This window comes from Flavonifractor sp. An100 (assembly GCF_002161175.1).
GTDB lineage: Bacteria > Bacillota > Clostridia > Oscillospirales > Oscillospiraceae > Lawsonibacter.
In genome coordinates this window covers 1-16,552 of record NZ_NFMA01000031.1, presented here as the reverse complement: position 1 = coordinate 16,552, position 16,552 = coordinate 1, and the positions used below count along the sequence as shown (strand labels likewise).

Sequence of the window (16,552 nt, the reverse complement as noted above, 5' to 3'; positions counted from 1 at the left end):
GGAGATTCCAATGGCGGTGTGCATCAAATCCCAGATTCAAAACATGAATCTGGTCATTGGCTGTACCATCGGCTGCAGCTACTGTTATGCCAGAAATAATGTACGACGGTTCCATATGATTGATGACTTTGAGAAGCCGGAGTACTTCCCCGGAAAATTGCGGCTTATGGAGAAAGCTCGACCCCAGATTTTTCTACTCACTGGAATGAGTGACTTTTCCGGCTGGAGAGCAGAGTGGCAGGATGAGGTATTTGCCAAAATGGAGCGCAATCCCCAACACCAGTATCTGTTCCTGACCAAGCGGCCGGAGGAGATCGATTTCTCTACCCATCTGGATAACGCCTGGTTCGGCGTGACCGTTACCTCTTGCAGGGAAAAGAACCGGATTCCGGCACTGCGGGAGCATATCCGCGGCGGACATTATCACGCCACCTTTGAGCCCATGTTTGACGACATCGGGCCAGTGGATCTCACAGGGATCGAGTGGGTGGTCATCGGAACCGAGACTGGACGCCGAAAAGGAAAATCCATATCTAAGCCGGAGTGGGTGTGGAACCTGACAGACCAAGCCCATGCTCTGGGCATCCCGGTCTTTATGAAGGAAGACCTGCTTCCCATTATGGGAGAGGCGCAGATGATACAGGAATTACCCACCGCATTTCATAAGGTACTGGAGGAACAAGCCAAATGGCAGAAATGATGGAAAACGGTATCCTGATTCGGAATGTAGAGACAAAAAACATCATGACCAAATCCAATCTGCCCGTGGGAGGCTACTCTGTAAACCCCTATGTGGGCTGTACCCATGGCTGTAAGTACTGCTACGCCTCCTTTATGAAGCGCTTTACCGGACACACCGAGCCCTGGGGTACCTTTCTGGATGTCAAACACTGGCTGGAGATCAAAAATCCCCAAAAATACCGGGGACAGCGGATAGTCATTGGCTCGGTGACCGACGGCTATCTCCCCCAGGAGGAGCAGTTTCAAAACACCCGCAAGCTGTTGGAGCAGCTGAAGGACAGCGGGGCGGAGATTCTCATCTGCACCAAGTCCGACCTGGTGGTGCGGGATATTGACTTGCTCCGGGAGATGGGAAAGGTAACCGTTTCCTGGTCCATCAACACGCTGGATGAGGATTTTCGCAGGGATATGGACAAGGCAGTGAGCATTGAGCGGCGGCTCCATGCCATGAAGCAGATCTACGACGCAGGCATCCGCACCGTCTGCTTTATCGCGCCGGTATTTCCCGGGATTACAGATTTCGAGGCCATTTTCCATCGGGTGAAGAATCAGTGCGACCTGGTCTGGCTGGAGAATCTGAATCTGCGGGGCGGATTCAAGCAGGAGATTTTAGACTACATCCAGGAAAAGCATCCGCATTTAACAACCCTGTACCAGGCTATCTACCAAAAGGGTGACCGGAGCTATTTCCGGGGCCTTGAGCAGCAGGCAGAACAGCTGGCGATGGAAAACGGCTGTCCTTTTGTGGACAACGAACTGCCCTATGGCCGGGCAGAGCCGGGCCATCCGGTAATCGTGGACTACTTCTACCACGAGGAAGTCCGCGGCTCGGAAAATACCGGGAGGAGAAGCCGAAACAAATAGAACTGCCGAAGAAGAGCACCTATGTGGTTTTCGATGACAAGAACATCCCGGCCTGTGTTTGATACAGGCCGGGATGTTCCATTTTCCCATATTACGGAATGCCGGGTAATGCACGATTCTCTTCTTGTAAAAGCCTATTCAAACTTTCTGTCATAGAGCAGCGCGGCGATCAGGACCACAAAGCAGGAGCCGGCGTTATGGACCAGCGCTCCTGTGGTGGGCGTCAGCACTTCCATCAGCGACAGGATAATCGCCACGAAATTGATGCACATGGACAGGCTGATGCTGAATTGGATGGTTTTGACCGTTGCATTGGACAGGCGCTTCAGATAAGGGATTTTGGAAATGTCATCGCTCATCAAAGCTACATCAGCAGCGTCCACGGCGATGTCGCTGCCCATACCTCCCATGGCAACGCTGACATCCGCGGTTTTCAGCGCGGGCGCATCGTTCACGCCGTCGCCGATCATGCATACATTACGATGTTCTCTCTGCAAGGCTTCAATCGCCTGCACCTTTTCCTCGGGCAGCAACTCCGCCCGCACTTCCGAAATACCTACCTGCCGGGCAAAATAATCCGCCGTTCTTTGATGGTCGCCGGTCAGCAGAACCGTACGGGTGTGCATATCCGCCAAGCGGGCGACCATATCCTTGCCTTCCGGGCGCAGCACGTCGGAAAGGGCGATCACACCGATGCAATTCTGCCCATCCGCCACAAGCACGGAGGCCTTTCCCTGGGCGCGCAGCTGCTCCAATACGGATCTTACGGAAGCGCCCGCGGACACCCCGTTTTCCCGCAAAAATGCCTCACTGCCGCAGAGTAGCTTGCGTCCCTGGATCTCCGCGAAAATGCCCCTACCTGCGGTCATTTTGAACGAGGTTGATTCCATAACGGGCACTTCTTTCGTCCTGGCACAGGCCACAATGGCCTTCCCCAGCGGATGTTCACTTTTCGCTTCAGCGGAGGCGGTTAGAGAGAGCAGCGCGATCTCGCTCATGGCTTCATCAAAGACAACAATGTCGCTGACATCCAACCGGCCATAGGTCAGGGTCCCGGTCTTATCGAACGCGATGGTATCCACTTTTCCCATCTTTTCCAGGGCCTCGCCGGACTTGATGATGACGCCGTGCTTGGTCGCCTGGCCGATGGCCGCCATAATGGCGGTGGGCGTTGCCAGCACGAGGGCGCAGGGACAGAACACCACCAGCACCGTGACGGCGGTAATGATATTTTTGGTAAACAGGTATGCCAAAATGGCAATGAGCAGCGCCACCGGCACCAGCCAGCTTGCGGCCTTGTCCGCAATGCGCTGCATGGGGGCCTGCTTGTTTTCCGCCTCCCGGACCATGACGAGTGTTCTTATAGCATTTGAAAAGCTGTAAGAACACTCGTCTTTTTTATTGTTTTCATCCGGCGATGGTGGATGGGGCGTAGTTGACGACTACGCCCTTTCTTGTGTTTACGGACACCTCCGGGGCGGGCAGCGGGATCAACTCCGGGATCTCAATGACCCCTACGCAGTTATAGTGGATACGGAGCCACTGCTCCCATACCCCGTCAATCTTCTCGGCGTTGAACACTTCGATTTTCTCGATGAGCTCGTTCAGCATCCGGGGCGTCAGCTTGCGGGCGCGGGTGTATTTGCGGACCAGGGAGATGAACATATCCGTGGTCATGGACTGGCTGCTCTGCTTGTCGATCTCGGCGCGGAGCGCCTTGATCTTCTCCGCCAATTCCTTCTGCTCCTCCTCATATCGCCTCGACATTCTGGCGAAACGGTCATCTGAGAGCTTTCCGGAATCATTGTCCTCATAGATCCTCTCGAACAGGCCATCCAGTTCCTCATCGCGGGCTTGCAGGGCTTTCAGCTCCTTCTCCTTCAGCTTTCGGTCGGTGGCCTCCGCCTGCTGGGAATGGCCGATCACAGCCTTCACAAACTCATCCTCAAACTGGCTGGCAAACTTAGTCAGCCGCCGGATCTCGCCTAACACCACCTGCTCCAGGAAGTCCACACGGACATAATGGGTGGAAGTACAGGTCCCACGGTTGCCCTTGTAGTTGGAGCAGTTAAAATACTTGATGTCGGGGTTGCCCTGATTGAAATGAAAGTGCAGATTGTGCCCGCAGTCAGCGCAGACCAGAAGGCCGGAGAACATATTGCGCTCCCCTTCGTGGGTACGGCGCTTGCGGATCTTGCCCCGCTTCTGCTGAACCTGTTCAAAAACCGTCCGCTCGATGATGGGTTCGTGGACATCCTGGAAGATGACCCAGTTTTCCCGGTCATTGGCAAGCCGCTTTTTGTTCTTGTATGACTTGGAGTAGGTCTTGAAGTTAAGAATATCACCGCAATACTCCTGTAAAGAGAGAATGTGAGCGACGGTGGAGCTGTTCCACATATACGGTCCACGGAGTTTGCTTTTCCCAGGACGATTGACGCCCTTTTCACGCCAATAGGCGATGGGGGTAAGGATTTTCTCCTCGGAGAATATTGTGGCGATCTGCTCCGTTCCATAGCCATCCAAAGTCATTCGGAATACGCGGCGGACCACCTGGGCGGCCTCCTCATCCACGATCCACCGTTTGGGATTGTCTGGGTCTTTCTTGTAGCCATAGGGCGGTGGCCCCATCGGTTCGCCGGCGTTGCCCTTGATCTTGTTGCTGATCCGGCGCTTCTTGCTAATGTCGCGGGCGTACCATTCATTGAACAGGTTGCGGATGGGCGCCAGTTCGTTCTCGCCCTCGGCGGTGTCGATGTTGTCCGAAACCGCCACCAGGCGGATGTCGTGCTCCGGGAAAAACTCCTCGGTCAGTCGCCCCACCTCAATGTAGTTGCGACCCAACCGGGACAGATCCTTCACAAACACGGCGGCGGCCTTGCCAGCGGCAAGCTGCTCCATCATGTCGTTGAAACCGGGGCGGTCCATCGTGACGCCGGAGATACCATCGTCCAGGAAGTGGACCAGGTTGGTGTATCCTTTTTCCTTCGCCACCTTGGTCAGCAATTTCTTTTGGTTGCCGATGCTGTAACTCTCGCCCTCCAGGTTGTCATCGCGGGAAAGCCGCTCATAGAGGAACGCGGTCACATCACGGGATTTGCGGTTGTTCGACTGTCTCATTCAGTCCTCCTTCCTCCGGGACAGCCGAATAGCAAATATAACTTGTCTATGTCCATTATACCGCCATCCGCCGTCCCTGTCAGCCGGGTCCGGGAGATTTACTTTGCTTCGCTCTCGGACTTCATCAGCCGCAGAAGGATGCTGCCCAGGGTGTCCGGGCCATCTTGCCGAAAAACAGGTTCAACGACAAACGACCTATTGCCGAAGCGATAGGTCGTCTTTTCATCTAATGATTTATTGGATGTGCCGGTCTTGCCGGCAGCAGTTTTTTCTTGCATAGAATGCCCCCCTTTCGCAAGAAAGATCAATACGAAAGAGGCAGAAAACGGACGGCTGCTGGCACAGCTCCACGGGAATTTCACCCCGGCCCATGCTGATGGGTGCGGCGCACGATGCTTTGCGGGCGTCCAATGCGCGAGTATCTTTGACCTGCCTGTATGTCATCGCCCGCAGAGTGCCGCGTCCGCTTTGCGGCCTGGTGTGGATCGCTCGCTCCCGGAGGGGAAGTCATGGCGCACCGGCCGTATGGCTCGATACAGAACAGAATGTATCCGTCTGCCTTATGCTGCGCCGGAGGCCTCCCGCCGGGCTTTCTTTGTCAAGGAGCTATAACGGGACGCCGCGTGGAAAGGGGAACACGCAGCGCCCGGCCCTGGATCAGCTCAGGTCAAAATCCAGGATGGAAATAATCAACTTTGCTTCCAGCCGACCGCGCAGATCTTCGTCCACCTGGGGACGGGGATAGCCGTTAGGGCCATAGCTCGTCCGTGTAGACAGCGCGGCGATGTAGCCGGAGTAATGCCGGATTACCCGGCTCACCGCTTCGGGGTCTCCTCCGACAGCGGCGGCGATCACCGGGTAAGGGATCAGCGATGCCCGCGTGCACGCAGATTTAGTCATCCGCTTCACCTCCCATCAGCTCCTTCAGCAGCCGATAGGCTTTATGCCTGCGGGTATTGACCGTCCGGCGGGGCATGTTTATGTACCTGGCGATCTGTGCGTCGGTCATCCGCAGGAACCAGTGCATCATAAAGATTTCCCGGTCCTCCTGGGACAGCCCCAGAAGCGCCTCGGCCAGCCCGTCGTCCTCGATCAGGATCACGGCCTCTCCCACAGGGAAGGTCGTGTATTCCCACGGGTAGCGGTCATATACCGCAAGCTGGGCCATTTCTGCCTCGGACAGTTCTTCCAAAGATGTGAAACGCTTCTGGCGGCGGCTGATCTGGCGATAGCCGTTGCACGCCTCGCATTTCAGCACCTTCTTGCAGTAGCTGTCAAAGGCGTACTGCTTGTGCTCGTAGTGGCGGTCAGGTTTCAAGTTCTCACCTCCCTTCGTGCCGGGAGGCAGTTCTTTTCTTCCCCTTTCGCTCACTACTCGTTCACTAACGGTCCGGTTTGGCCGATTTTCTGGATCTATATGAAAATATTTTTTGCCGCTCATACTTGGCTCCTTTCGTTTCGTTCAGGTTGACAGGCCGGAACGAAACGGGGCGGGGAGCGGCAGCCCGCGCCCAAGCGCAGGCGGTCAAAGGGATGGACTTCGCGAGATATGAGCCGTAGTATATAAAAAGCGAGCCATAACTCACTTTCATGAGCATGGCTCGCTGCTGCGTTATTGGAATATTTTTCGTAGTGGCATGGGCGTCCGCCGTACAAACGGTGAACTCCGCCTTATTTTGACCTCCTTTGTGTTGGCGCTCTCATCCATATCTCCCTTTACTCCGAAATATGAGTTATAACTCACTTTAAATGAGTTCTATAGTTGTTTCAGTGAGCAGCAATTTAGGGACATATTGCGCTCTGTAAATAGGCAAAGTCCTTCCACTAAAAATGAATAACGCGGTCGGGTTCGATGTGCCCGGCCGCGTTACTGTTTTACCCCGTCGTCATGCGGGCAAATCAATCTTCTTTATGTGAGTTGTAGGCATCCCGTAGATGCTCAAAGGAGTTTTGGCTGATGACATGCTCCATCCGGCAGGCTTCCCGTTCTGCGGTCTCGGGGTCTACACCGACGGCAATCAAGCGTTCTGTGAAAAAGCAGTGCTTTTCGTAGATCTGCTCCGCCACCTCACGACCCACATCGGTCAGATGCAGGAAATAGTCGCTGTCCATCGTCAGAAAGCCCCCGTCCCGCAGGGTCGCCACCGCATTGCAGACGCTGGGCTTTGTGACCTCCAGGTGCCGGGCGACATCTACGGAGCGCACCATGCCTTTCTGCTTTTTGAGCACCAGAATGGCCTCCAGATAATCTTCGCCCGACGCATAGAGAGACTGTTTTCCTCTATCCTTCATGCCAGCCTCCAGCCCTCTGCCTGCTCCCGGATCTCAATGAACCGCCGGTACAGCCCGCCCTGGGTCATCAGCTCCGCATGGGTGCCCCGCTGAACGATGCGGCCATCCTCCACCACCAGGATCTGATCGGCGTGCTCGATGGTAGCCAGCCGATGGGCGATGGTGAGGATGGTCTTTCCTTTCGTCAGGGCGGACAGGGCCTGCTGGATCAGGTGCTCGTTCTCCGGGTCCACGCTGGCGGTAGCCTCGTCCAGGATGACGATGGGCGCGTCTTTCAGGATGGCCCGGGCGATGGAGATCCGCTGTTTCTCCCCGCCGGAGAGGGTGGAACCACCTTCCCCGATCACCGTGTCATACCCATCGGGCAACGCCACAATGAAGTCGTGGCAGCAGGCGGCCCTGGCGGCGGCCACCACCTGCTCATGGGTCGCCTCGGGACAGCCAAACTTGATGTTGTTCTCCACGCTATCCTGGAAGAGATACACATTCTGAAAGACCATGGAGATGTTCCGCAGCAGGCTCTCGCAGGTAAATTCCCGCACATCATGGCCGCCGACAGACACAGTTCCGCTGTCCGTGTCATAGAACCGAGCCACCAGGTTGCAGATGGTACTCTTGCCGGAGCCGGACGGCCCCACGATGGCAGTGGTGGTCCCCTGGGGCGCGGTGAAGGTCACATCGTGGAGCACCTCTCGCTGGCCGTAGCCAAAGGACACATGGGAGAGGGCCACGTCGAACCGCTCCGGGGTAATCTCCCGGCCGTCCTTGTCAATGAAGTCTGTGTGCTCCAGCTCCTCAAGGCGATCCAAGACAGAGTCTGTCACCGACAACACATGGGCCGCGTCGTTGATGGCCTCCACACTGCCGAAGATGGTGAAGGAGAACAGAGCGATCATCAGAAAATATGGGAGCGGCAAAGCCCCCATCAGAGTCTGCTGTCCGGCGGTGAGAACCAGCCCCACGGACGCCGCCCGCAGGGCGAACAGGTGCAGGCAGTTCCAGGGCACGAAGCCGAACTCGTTCTTGATCCGGATGGCTTTATTAGCCCGGCAGGCATCCCGGAACCGCTGGACAGATACGCCGTCCTGGCCAAAGGACTTCACCACGGGCAAGCCGTGGATGTACTCGATGGCCGCGCCGGACAGCGCCTCCTGGGCGCGGTGGCCCACTGGGGCGGTGCGGGCGCTCTGCCGCCCAATGCCCCGCAGGGCAAAGGCGGATACCAGGACGCCGACCAGCGCCACCAGAGCCGCAGGCGGGCAAAAGATGGCCACGCACAGCAGGATCACCGCCACCTGGATATAGCCGTTGATCACCGCGTCCACCATCTTCATACTCTGGAGTTCCAGCGTGCTCAGCTCCGTGGTAAGGGCGGTCAGGATGTCCCCCAGGTTGTTCCTGGCGAAGTACCCCAGGGATACCCTCTTCAGCATGTCCCCCAGTTCCATGCGCTGGTCTGCCGCCCGCTCCGTGCCGATGCTCTCCTGGAGCCGGTTCTTCCAGTAGGTGAAGAGGAACCGCAGCAAAATCAGCGCCGTAATCCCGGCCAGGCACAGCCAAGGGAGCGAAGCGGAGATTTCGTTTTCTCCCCAGGCGTTCCCGATCAGCCGGCCCAGGGCCCAAGCGGCCAGCATCACCGGCCCGGCGGTACACCAGGTGGCGAAGAAGGAGCAGACAAAGCCCAGAATCATGCGTCTCTGGTAGCCCTTCGCCCACCGCAAAATGCGTCCGACACTTTGAAACATCTCAGGTTCCCTCCTTTTCACCCGATGTCACGGCCCAACTCCGCGCCCCAACATGAGCCGCCCACAACGTCTGATACAGCGGGCAGCGATCCAGCAGCTCCCTCTGGGTGCCTCTGTCCACGATCTGCCCCTTCTCCAGCACCACGATCTGATCCGCGTTCTGAATGGTGGACAGCCGGTGGGCGATCACCAGCAGGGTCTTTCCTTTTGAGAGGGCCATGATGGACCTCTGGATCTTGTCCTCATTCTCCGGGTCCGTGAAGGCGGTGGCCTCGTCCAAAATGACGATGGGCGCGTCCTTCAAAATTGCCCGGGCGATGGCGATGCGCTGACGCTCTCCGCCGGAGAGCTGCTTACCCGCGTCCCCGGCGGCGGTGTCCCAGCCGTGCTCCAGACGGCCGATGAACTCCTCACACTGGGCTGCCCTGGCGGCTGCAAACACCTCCTCATCCGAGGCCCCCGGCCTTCCCAGCCGGATGTTCTCCTTCAGGGAGCAGTCAAAGAGAAAGTTGTCCTGGGTGACGAAGCTGATCTCCCGGGAGAGCTGTTTCAGAGGCAGTTCTCGGATGTCCCGCCCGCCCAGGGTGATGGAGCCGCCGGTCACATCCCAGAACCGGGCCGCCAGCCGGGCGATGGTGGACTTTCCGCCGCCGGAGGGGCCTACCAGGGCGGTAAACTTCCCCTGGGGGATGGTCAGGTCCAGATGGTGGAGCACTTCTTCTCCATCGCCGCCGTAGGAGAAGGACACATCCCGCAGCTGAATATCACAGCCATTGAGGGGCGCGTCCTGTTCCGCCTGGGACAGCTGGGGCAGGTCCAGCAGCTCCCGGGTGTCCTTCACAGCAAACTGCATGCTCTTCATGGAGTTGATGAAGGCGGTGGCGCTCATAAGCGGGGTCACGATCCCCAGCGCCAGCATCAGGCACAGCGTCACCTGGGCCGGGTCCAGCACCCCTGTCTGATAGAGATAGATCCCCATGGGGAGCGTCCCCAGCAGGGTAGTGGGCAGGATGGACAGGCACAGGTTCATGGAGGCCCAGGTGCAGCGGAACCAGTCCATCGTAAAATCACGGAAGGATCTCACCGCATTGGCGAATTTCTGATAGGACCGCTCCCCCTGGCTGAAGGCTTTGACCACCTGGATACCCTCCACATACTCCACAATGACGCTGTTCACATGGGCGTTGGCCGCCATGTAGGCGGCGTAGTTTTTGTTATAAGTCCGCAGCCCAAATGCCATGGGAATCAGTGCCACGGGGATGGTCACCAGCAGGGCCAGCCCCATCCGCCAGTCGATGGCGAACATGGCGATGACCACCACCAGAGGCAGCAGGATATTGGAGCTCAGCTCCGGGATCATGTGGGCCAGGGGCGGCTCGATGTCCTCGATCCGGTCCACGATGGTGCTCTTCATGGCGCCGATAGGCCGGGAGTCCACCTCTCCCAGGGGCGCCCCCATAAGCCGGTCCGCCGCCTGGAGGCGCAAGCCCTCCAGAATGGTGTAGGCGGATACATGGGCCAGCATGGTGGACAAGGCGTAGCCCGCCACCTTGATGGCGTAACCCGCCAGGCATACGCCGCACCAGAACAGGATGCCCTCCCAGCTGGCCTGCCGCTCCAGAAACAGCCGGATGATCTGATAGACGCCAAGGTATGGCACAAAGCCGCCCGCCACACTGAGAATAGCCAGCACCACAGAGGCGGCCATCTTCCCCCGGCAGGGCGCGGCGAAGGACAGCAGGATGCCAAGCCAGGTTCTCTCCTTCATACACAGCACTCCTCTCAAAGAAAAATCGTTGTAGTTCGCTCACGCTAACTACAACGATTATAGGGAGATATTCTGTTCCTGTCCGCTCCGGCGCGCCGGTTCGGTCCCGTTTGGACGAAAACATTTACCGCCCTTCCCGCCGGTATTCCAGCGGGGTCTTCCCCTTGGCATCCTTGAACACGGCAGCGAATTTACTGGCGCTGTCGTAGCCCACCCGTCCGGCGATCTCCGCCACGCTGGTCTGGGGCTCCTGCCGCAGAAGAAGGGCGGCCCGGTCCATGCGGAGGTTCCGCATATAGGTATTGACCGGCTGGCCGTAGACTGACTTGAAACACTCCTTCAGGGCCGTGGCAGGGATGGAGAAATGCGCTGAAAGTTCCGCAATGGTGTAGTGCCGCTCCAAATCCTCTGTCAGCAGGCGGTGGGCGGCCTTGACTTTCTCCACCTGAGATTTGTAGAAGTAGGGCTTCTCTGTCCTCCCGTCCAGTTCCAGGGCGTCCAGGTACAGCAGCAGTTCCAGCACCTTGATGCGGAAGTAGGGCAGTTTGATCTGCTCCGGCACCGCATAGAGCTCCTGGAAGATGTGGTCCACAGAGGGCGCCCCGTGGATCACCCTGGGGTGGCGGCCGGCGCAGAACTTCTCCTGGAGCCGCGCCAGATCCACCGGGAACTCCCGCACCCACTCCTTCAGGGACTGAACAGCCAGAGGCAGGGTGAAGCCGATGGTAATGCCGTGATAGTGAGAGAGCGGGAAGGTGAAGTGGCCCTGGTGCTCCAGCCGTCGGTCCAGCTTTAAGTCCCCGGCCTCCACGTAGGAGTAGGCATCCGGCCCCGCCGGGTACTCCATCCGTCCCTGGCGGCAGTAGTCGATGCACAGCATATCTTCCGTGGTGTGAAATGCGGAGTCATAGCCCTCCATGTGGAAGTCGTTATACATGAGATAGACGCCGGGGAACAGGTCATACTGGGTCATGACCCCCTCCCCAGTCTCACTCTGGAACTGGAAGACCCGGCACCCTCTGCTCTCCGCCAAAGGGCTGGGAAAACCGTTATCCGCCATGATGCGCTCCAACATGGATTCCCCTCCTTTCAGAGCCGCAGCACCCGGTCACAGGAGCGTTGCATAAACTCCCGGTCGTGGGTGACGACCAGCACGATCCGCCCCTGCTGAGCCAGGTTTCGGATCACCCCGGACACTTCCACCATGCGGGCATAGTCCAGACCGCTGGTGGGCTCGTCAAAAATCAAGATCGGTTTCTCGGAAAGAAGCGCCGTGGCCACCGCCAGCCGCTGCTTCTGCCCGCCGGAGAGGGACATGGGGTGTCGTTCCCGGAAGGGCAGCAGATGGAGGCTGTCCAATACTTCTTCCACGGTCGAATCAGGCGCATCCGGCGCGGACATTCGGCACTCACCCCACACACTGTCGGAGAAGAGCTGGTGGTTCACATCCTGCATGACGCAGAACGCCGCCTTCTGCCGCTCCTTCCGGTTCAGATGCCTGCCATCCAGTCGGATTTGTCCAGCCTGTTCCCGGATCAGTCCGCACAGGCACCGGGAGAGGGTGGTCTTACCCACGCCGTTGGGCCCGGTAATGGACACCACTTCCCCCGGGCGGGCTGAAAAGGACAGGCCTTGAAACACAGCAGGTTCTTTCCGATAGGCACAGGTCAATCCCTCTACGGACAAACCTTCTTTCGTGCCCGCTGGCGCCACAGCAGGCAGGGTACAGGCCGCCGGCGTCAGGGTCCGAAGCCCCAGTTCCTCTCGTTCTTGTTCCGTCAGGCCGCAGAACTGCTCCCGGTTGAAGGTGCGCTCCAGCACCCCGTCCCGCAGATAGAGCGCCCGGTCGATCAGATCTGTAAGGAAATACAGCCGATGCTCCGCGATCACCACCGTGCGGCCCTGATGTTTCAAACAGGCAATCTGGTCGTGGAGCCGAGCGATGGCGTCCTGGTCCAAATTGGCCGTGGGCTCGTCCAGCACAAAAACCTCCGGGCTCATGGCATAGACCGAGCCGAAGGCCAGTAACTGCTTCTGCCCGCCGGACAGGGAGAAGATGCTCCGCCTCTGCAATTCCTGAAGGTGCAGGGCCTCCACCGTATCCGCCACCCGCCTTCGGATCTCTTCCGGCGGCCGGCCCTCATTTTCCAGACCGAAGGCCAGTTCACTGTCCGTGTCCAGATTGAAGAACTGGGATTTGGGGTTCTGGAATACGGAGCCGACTTTCCGGGCCAGCTCGTACATGGGCGTCGTTCCCGGGTCAAGTCCGTCCACATCTACCCGCCCTTCCAGGCGGCAGCCGGGGGTAAAGGCCGGGATCAGGCCGTTGATCAGCTTTGTCACCGTAGTCTTGCCGCAGCCGGAGGCCCCGCACAGCAGGACGCACTCCCCCGGCGCGATGGCGGCGCTGACCTGGGAGAGCGTCTCCTGCGCTTCCCCGTAGCCGAAGGAAACATGGTCAATCGAAATCATGTCCGCTCACCTCTTATTGTACCACATATGAGAGCACCAGCAAGATGAAAACTGCCAGCATGCCAATGCAGTCCGCAGCAGGCATGCGCAGGGATACGGCGCTGGTTTTGCGGGCCGGGTTTTCGATCCCACGGGTCACAGCCGCAGCGGATAACTCCTCCGCCGTCTCCGTGGCGGATACCATGAGAGGCATCACCGTACACTCCAGGCGGTCAAGGCCCCGGATGTTCCGCAGCTTCATGGCGTCCCGGATGTAGCCCACCTCCTCCCGGATGGCGGGGAAATACCGCAGCGTCACAGAAATGGCCACAATCAGCTTCTGGGGGATATGTAACTGCCGCAGGGCTACGATCAGATATCGCAGCGGGGTGCAGGTCAGCATCAATGCCCCCGTCATCAGGCATGGGAACATCCGGCGGGTGTAGGTGGCGAAGATGGTGAAGCTGGTGGCGATGATCATGGGGGACACCGGCAGGATGAATTGCTGGAAGACCACCAGCGCGCAGTATCCTACCGCCCATTTTATGGCCATTGCAAATCTTCTGTGGACGAGCATCAGCGCCAAAAGCAGCCCGATCAAAGCCAGTTCCAGCCAAAAGGTGTGGGGACGGAAAGCGATGACATTGGCGCCAATCAGCAGCCACAATCCCGCCCGCGGGTCAAATATGCGCTGCTCCGTTTCCATCTCACACCAGGACGGCTTTCTCAAAGTGCTTGCGGAACATGGCCCGGGCGATCAGCCCGCCGATAACCGCTCCCACGACAGGCGCCAGGAACAGCACCACCAGCATGACGTTGGAGGAAAGAGCTGCCAGGGTATTTACATAGTCCGCCGGCATCCCCTGCTCCGTAATCTGCTGCAGGAACTCATCCCGCATCAGCCAGATAGGAAGCGGAGAACCCACCATGCCTACCGAGAACAGCACAAAGGATACCAGGTTTCCGGCCATGCTCCGGTAATGGGTGAGGCCCCGGATGAGCTCCGCCAAGCCGCAAGCGATGACAAAGGACACCAGAATCACCACAGTAAACTGCCCGGTGACATAGTAGATGAGGCCGGTGATGAGGCCCATCAGGAGGACAGAGCCTACCTTTTGTACCTTGGCGCACATCATGAGATACGGGATGCCGGTGAACAGGGCGATGAAGCCGGGCATCAAAATCCACAGCAGCGGATGCAGCCCGCCCAGGAGCATGAAGGCGAAGTTGATGACGAAGTAAATGGCAGAGAAAATTCCTACGGTAATGACATCTTTGCCGCTCATCCCGCGGCACTTCATTGGTTCAGACATAATGCACTCTCCTTTGGTTAGATGCTGCTAACTCGCAAGAAAAAAGATTGGGCGTATGGCGCCCTCCTCACATTCATTGATTGTACAGCGTACAGTTTCTTTCATCCACTCCGGCTGGACGGTTATGCTCCGTTTGGTCAAACTTATTTTAGAGGTGCCCCCTAATGGAACAACAAACAGCGGGTGTTTTCAAAGTACAATAAGCCAAATGCCCCAGAAGAGTTGCAGTATTAACGGAGGGAAAAACGAGGGTAGGGTTTCGATAGCGATAGCGATAGCAAGCACAGCCAGTGAGTACCCACTGGCGGATTTTGTGTTTAGGGGGCCCCCTGCCCCTAAACGCAAAAATTGCTTGCTGGGATAGTCCCAGACCCTTATCAAAGAGGGAGACACGAAGCACTATGGAAATGTGGAAAACGGCCGCTCCGCCGGTGGAAAACAGATATTCACGGCCCGATGGAAAAGCCGCCGGCTTTCCCGCAGCCCGCAAACATCGTTTCCCACAGCTTCGCAGACGTGGCCGTTTACACACATTCCCACAGCGCCTGCTGCGGCGAATATCCTTCCTATCCGATCCTGACTGAAAGAGAAAAAGAGAAGAAAAAAGAAGCGGGAGCGTCACCCTCGGCCAAAACCGAAGGCGACGCTCCCGCCACATTACTTAGTAGGTGCTTGCTGTTTTATATGGATTTTCTTACTACGTCTGTGGTGCTGTCTTTTTCGCGTTGATACAGACTGACTATCTGGAACCTTGATTTGGTTCGTTAACCGTCCAATCTCAGGGAATTTTCCTTCTTCTATATTGCGGGCCGCTTGTAACTGCCCTTTTAATGAGAGAATTTGCTTTGCATCTTCTTCTGAACAGGTTTCGGTACCAATGAGAGGTTTTACCATCTGAAACGCATCATATATGGTTTTTTGAAGCCCATTAGGTACGGCAAGAGACTGTTTGGGAGTGACAACTGTTCCTGTAATGGGCTTATAGTCAGAAGGCCCATAATACTTTACTTTGCGGTATTTAGGCTTGTGGCCATACTTTCTCAATACACGATCAATCATTTGACGCAACTGATCGGGAGAAAAAGGTTCTGTACTGGAAAAAGTCATGTCATCCACATACAAAGTGAATTTGCAACCGCATTGTTTTGCCAAATCAGAGATTTCTGAAAACATATCGGAGTAAGCATAGAATGCCATGAGCTGACTTGTTGGACACCCGGTTGGAATGCCACCATTGTATGTTATAATGTTCGTTAGGATCTCAGCCACATCTGGGGAAGTTTTTAGTTTCTGCACAAAAAATTGGTATACAGGTTCTCGTGTACAGTTGTCATAGAACTTCTTAATATCAATAGTCAGAACATATTTCCCATCCAAATGCGCTTTCCCGTTGTCTATATAACACTTCTGCTTTTCTCCAGAAATAAGCCACTTCGGTCGAATGACTGATTGGAGCAAATAAAGGATTCGCTTTTGTATAGCTTTAAGAGTTTTATCTGGAGCAGTTATTTCTCTTTTTTCATCAGTGTGCTTTTTGTCTATTTCAAATTTGTGATACCCGATGATATTATCAATCATTTTAAGGCCACCGGGTTCAAGGCACAGGAGAAGCTCAAGGCGTTTTTTCCTCCGGCACTTATAAAGAGCACATTGGGTAATGTCATATTTTTTGAGAGGAGATTTATTCTTCATCTGGATCACCCGCCGCCGCAGACATACTTTGTATCAGGTGTACCATCATATTTCTGATAAAGGCGGTTCCTTTACCGGACTTTTCTGCTTCATCCATGTTTTCAGAAAGTAATATCAACGAGGACAATCGGATACCATAAACATCTGCATATTTCTGGAGTAATTCCAAAGAGGGTTGCTTTTTGTTGTTTTCAATTTCTGAAAGATAACTCGCAGAGATGCCAAGTTCTGAACTCATTTCACTGGCCTTATACCCATAAATGATACGCGTACGCTTCAATACATCTCCAATCATGCTTGCCACCTCCCAGCTATTTAGGTTCGATCTATAATATCAAAGCCACTTGGCCTAATAAACAAAAATTAGATGGGCTTCCCGTTTGCTGCACCACCTCGTCTTACTTCTTGAACATCTCACAAAAGCACTGGATGATTTGTAAAACCACCAGCTGAATACGCCGCCTGAAACGGTGCCCTTAGACCGCACGAATGGTGCAGCCAGACCGCTGAAATGGTGCATGGTCACCGCAGACATGGTGCATTGACAGGATGGCCACTAAAATGGATTC

General features: G+C 56.3%; 16 protein-coding genes. 2 read left to right on the top strand and 14 right to left on the bottom strand.

All coding sequences use genetic code 11. The features are described from left to right. Positions 1-10 precede the first annotated feature (10 nt). On the top strand, positions 11-700 hold the full coding sequence (locus B5E43_RS13695) for a radical SAM mobile pair protein A (protein WP_087397607.1): 690 nt from the start codon (positions 11-13) through the stop codon (positions 698-700). Further along, on the top strand, positions 688-1,605 hold the full coding sequence (locus tag B5E43_RS13690; protein WP_087397605.1) for a radical SAM mobile pair protein B: 918 nt from the start codon (positions 688-690) through the stop codon (positions 1,603-1,605). Before B5E43_RS13695 ends, B5E43_RS13690 begins: the two co-directional genes overlap by 13 nt. Positions 1,606-1,739: 134 nt before the next feature. On the opposite strand, the gene B5E43_RS13685 is transcribed toward B5E43_RS13690, so the two are convergent. From B5E43_RS13685 to B5E43_RS13620, 14 genes are all read right to left on the bottom strand, one after another. After that, positions 1,740-2,969 (bottom strand): cation-translocating P-type ATPase, encoded by a 1,230-nt coding sequence (locus tag B5E43_RS13685; RefSeq protein ID WP_275533019.1) that lies wholly within the window; start codon positions 2,967-2,969, stop codon positions 1,740-1,742. 43 nt (positions 2,970-3,012) lie between these two features. Further along, positions 3,013-4,722: a DUF4368 domain-containing protein gene (locus B5E43_RS13680; protein WP_087397603.1), complete on the bottom strand. Its 1,710-nt coding sequence runs from the start codon at positions 4,720-4,722 to the stop codon at positions 3,013-3,015. Positions 4,723-4,820: 98 nt separating this feature from the next. After that, on the bottom strand, positions 4,821-5,000 hold the full coding sequence (locus tag B5E43_RS13675; RefSeq protein WP_087348854.1) for a hypothetical protein: 180 nt from the start codon (positions 4,998-5,000) through the stop codon (positions 4,821-4,823). Between the two features lie 379 nt (positions 5,001-5,379). Next, a complete protein-coding gene (locus tag B5E43_RS13670) occupies positions 5,380-5,622 on the bottom strand; it encodes a helix-turn-helix domain-containing protein (protein WP_087397601.1) in 243 nt (80 codons plus the stop codon). Next, positions 5,615-6,040 (bottom strand): sigma-70 family RNA polymerase sigma factor, encoded by a 426-nt coding sequence (locus B5E43_RS13665; RefSeq protein ID WP_242964839.1) that lies wholly within the window; start codon positions 6,038-6,040, stop codon positions 5,615-5,617. The genes B5E43_RS13670 and B5E43_RS13665 overlap by 8 nt, the downstream gene beginning before the upstream one ends. Positions 6,041-6,621: 581 nt before the next feature. Then, positions 6,622-7,014 carry a metal-dependent transcriptional regulator gene (locus B5E43_RS13660; protein ID WP_087397598.1) on the bottom strand — a complete coding sequence of 131 codons (393 nt, stop codon included), beginning with the start codon at positions 7,012-7,014 and terminating at the stop codon, positions 6,622-6,624. Then, positions 7,011-8,759, bottom strand: coding sequence for an ABC transporter ATP-binding protein (locus tag B5E43_RS13655; RefSeq protein WP_087397596.1), 1,749 nt, complete (start codon positions 8,757-8,759; stop codon positions 7,011-7,013). Before B5E43_RS13655 ends, B5E43_RS13660 begins: the two co-directional genes overlap by 4 nt. A gap of 1 nt (position 8,760) precedes the next feature. Further along, positions 8,761-10,527, bottom strand: coding sequence for an ABC transporter ATP-binding protein (locus B5E43_RS13650; protein WP_087397595.1), 1,767 nt, complete (start codon positions 10,525-10,527; stop codon positions 8,761-8,763). A gap of 124 nt (positions 10,528-10,651) precedes the next feature. After that, positions 10,652-11,602, bottom strand: coding sequence for an AraC family transcriptional regulator (locus B5E43_RS13645; protein ID WP_006573107.1), 951 nt, complete (start codon positions 11,600-11,602; stop codon positions 10,652-10,654). Positions 11,603-11,616: 14 nt separating this feature from the next. Next, entirely contained in the window at positions 11,617-12,999 is a 1,383-nt protein-coding gene (locus B5E43_RS13640) for an energy-coupling factor ABC transporter ATP-binding protein (RefSeq protein ID WP_006573106.1), read from the bottom strand. Between the two features lie 13 nt (positions 13,000-13,012). Beyond that, complete coding sequence (locus tag B5E43_RS13635) at positions 13,013-13,684, bottom strand: energy-coupling factor transporter transmembrane component T (protein WP_087397593.1); 672 nt, start codon at positions 13,682-13,684, stop codon at positions 13,013-13,015. 1 nt (position 13,685) lies between these two features. Then, positions 13,686-14,291 carry an MptD family putative ECF transporter S component gene (locus B5E43_RS13630; protein ID WP_087397592.1) on the bottom strand — a complete coding sequence of 202 codons (606 nt, stop codon included), beginning with the start codon at positions 14,289-14,291 and terminating at the stop codon, positions 13,686-13,688. Positions 14,292-14,948: 657 nt separating this feature from the next. Beyond that, on the bottom strand, positions 14,949-15,983 hold the full coding sequence (locus B5E43_RS13625) for a reverse transcriptase family protein (RefSeq protein ID WP_087397590.1): 1,035 nt from the start codon (positions 15,981-15,983) through the stop codon (positions 14,949-14,951). Further along, positions 15,973-16,278 carry a helix-turn-helix transcriptional regulator gene (locus B5E43_RS13620; protein WP_087397588.1) on the bottom strand — a complete coding sequence of 102 codons (306 nt, stop codon included), beginning with the start codon at positions 16,276-16,278 and terminating at the stop codon, positions 15,973-15,975. Before B5E43_RS13620 ends, B5E43_RS13625 begins: the two co-directional genes overlap by 11 nt. Positions 16,279-16,552: the final 274 nt, after the last annotated feature.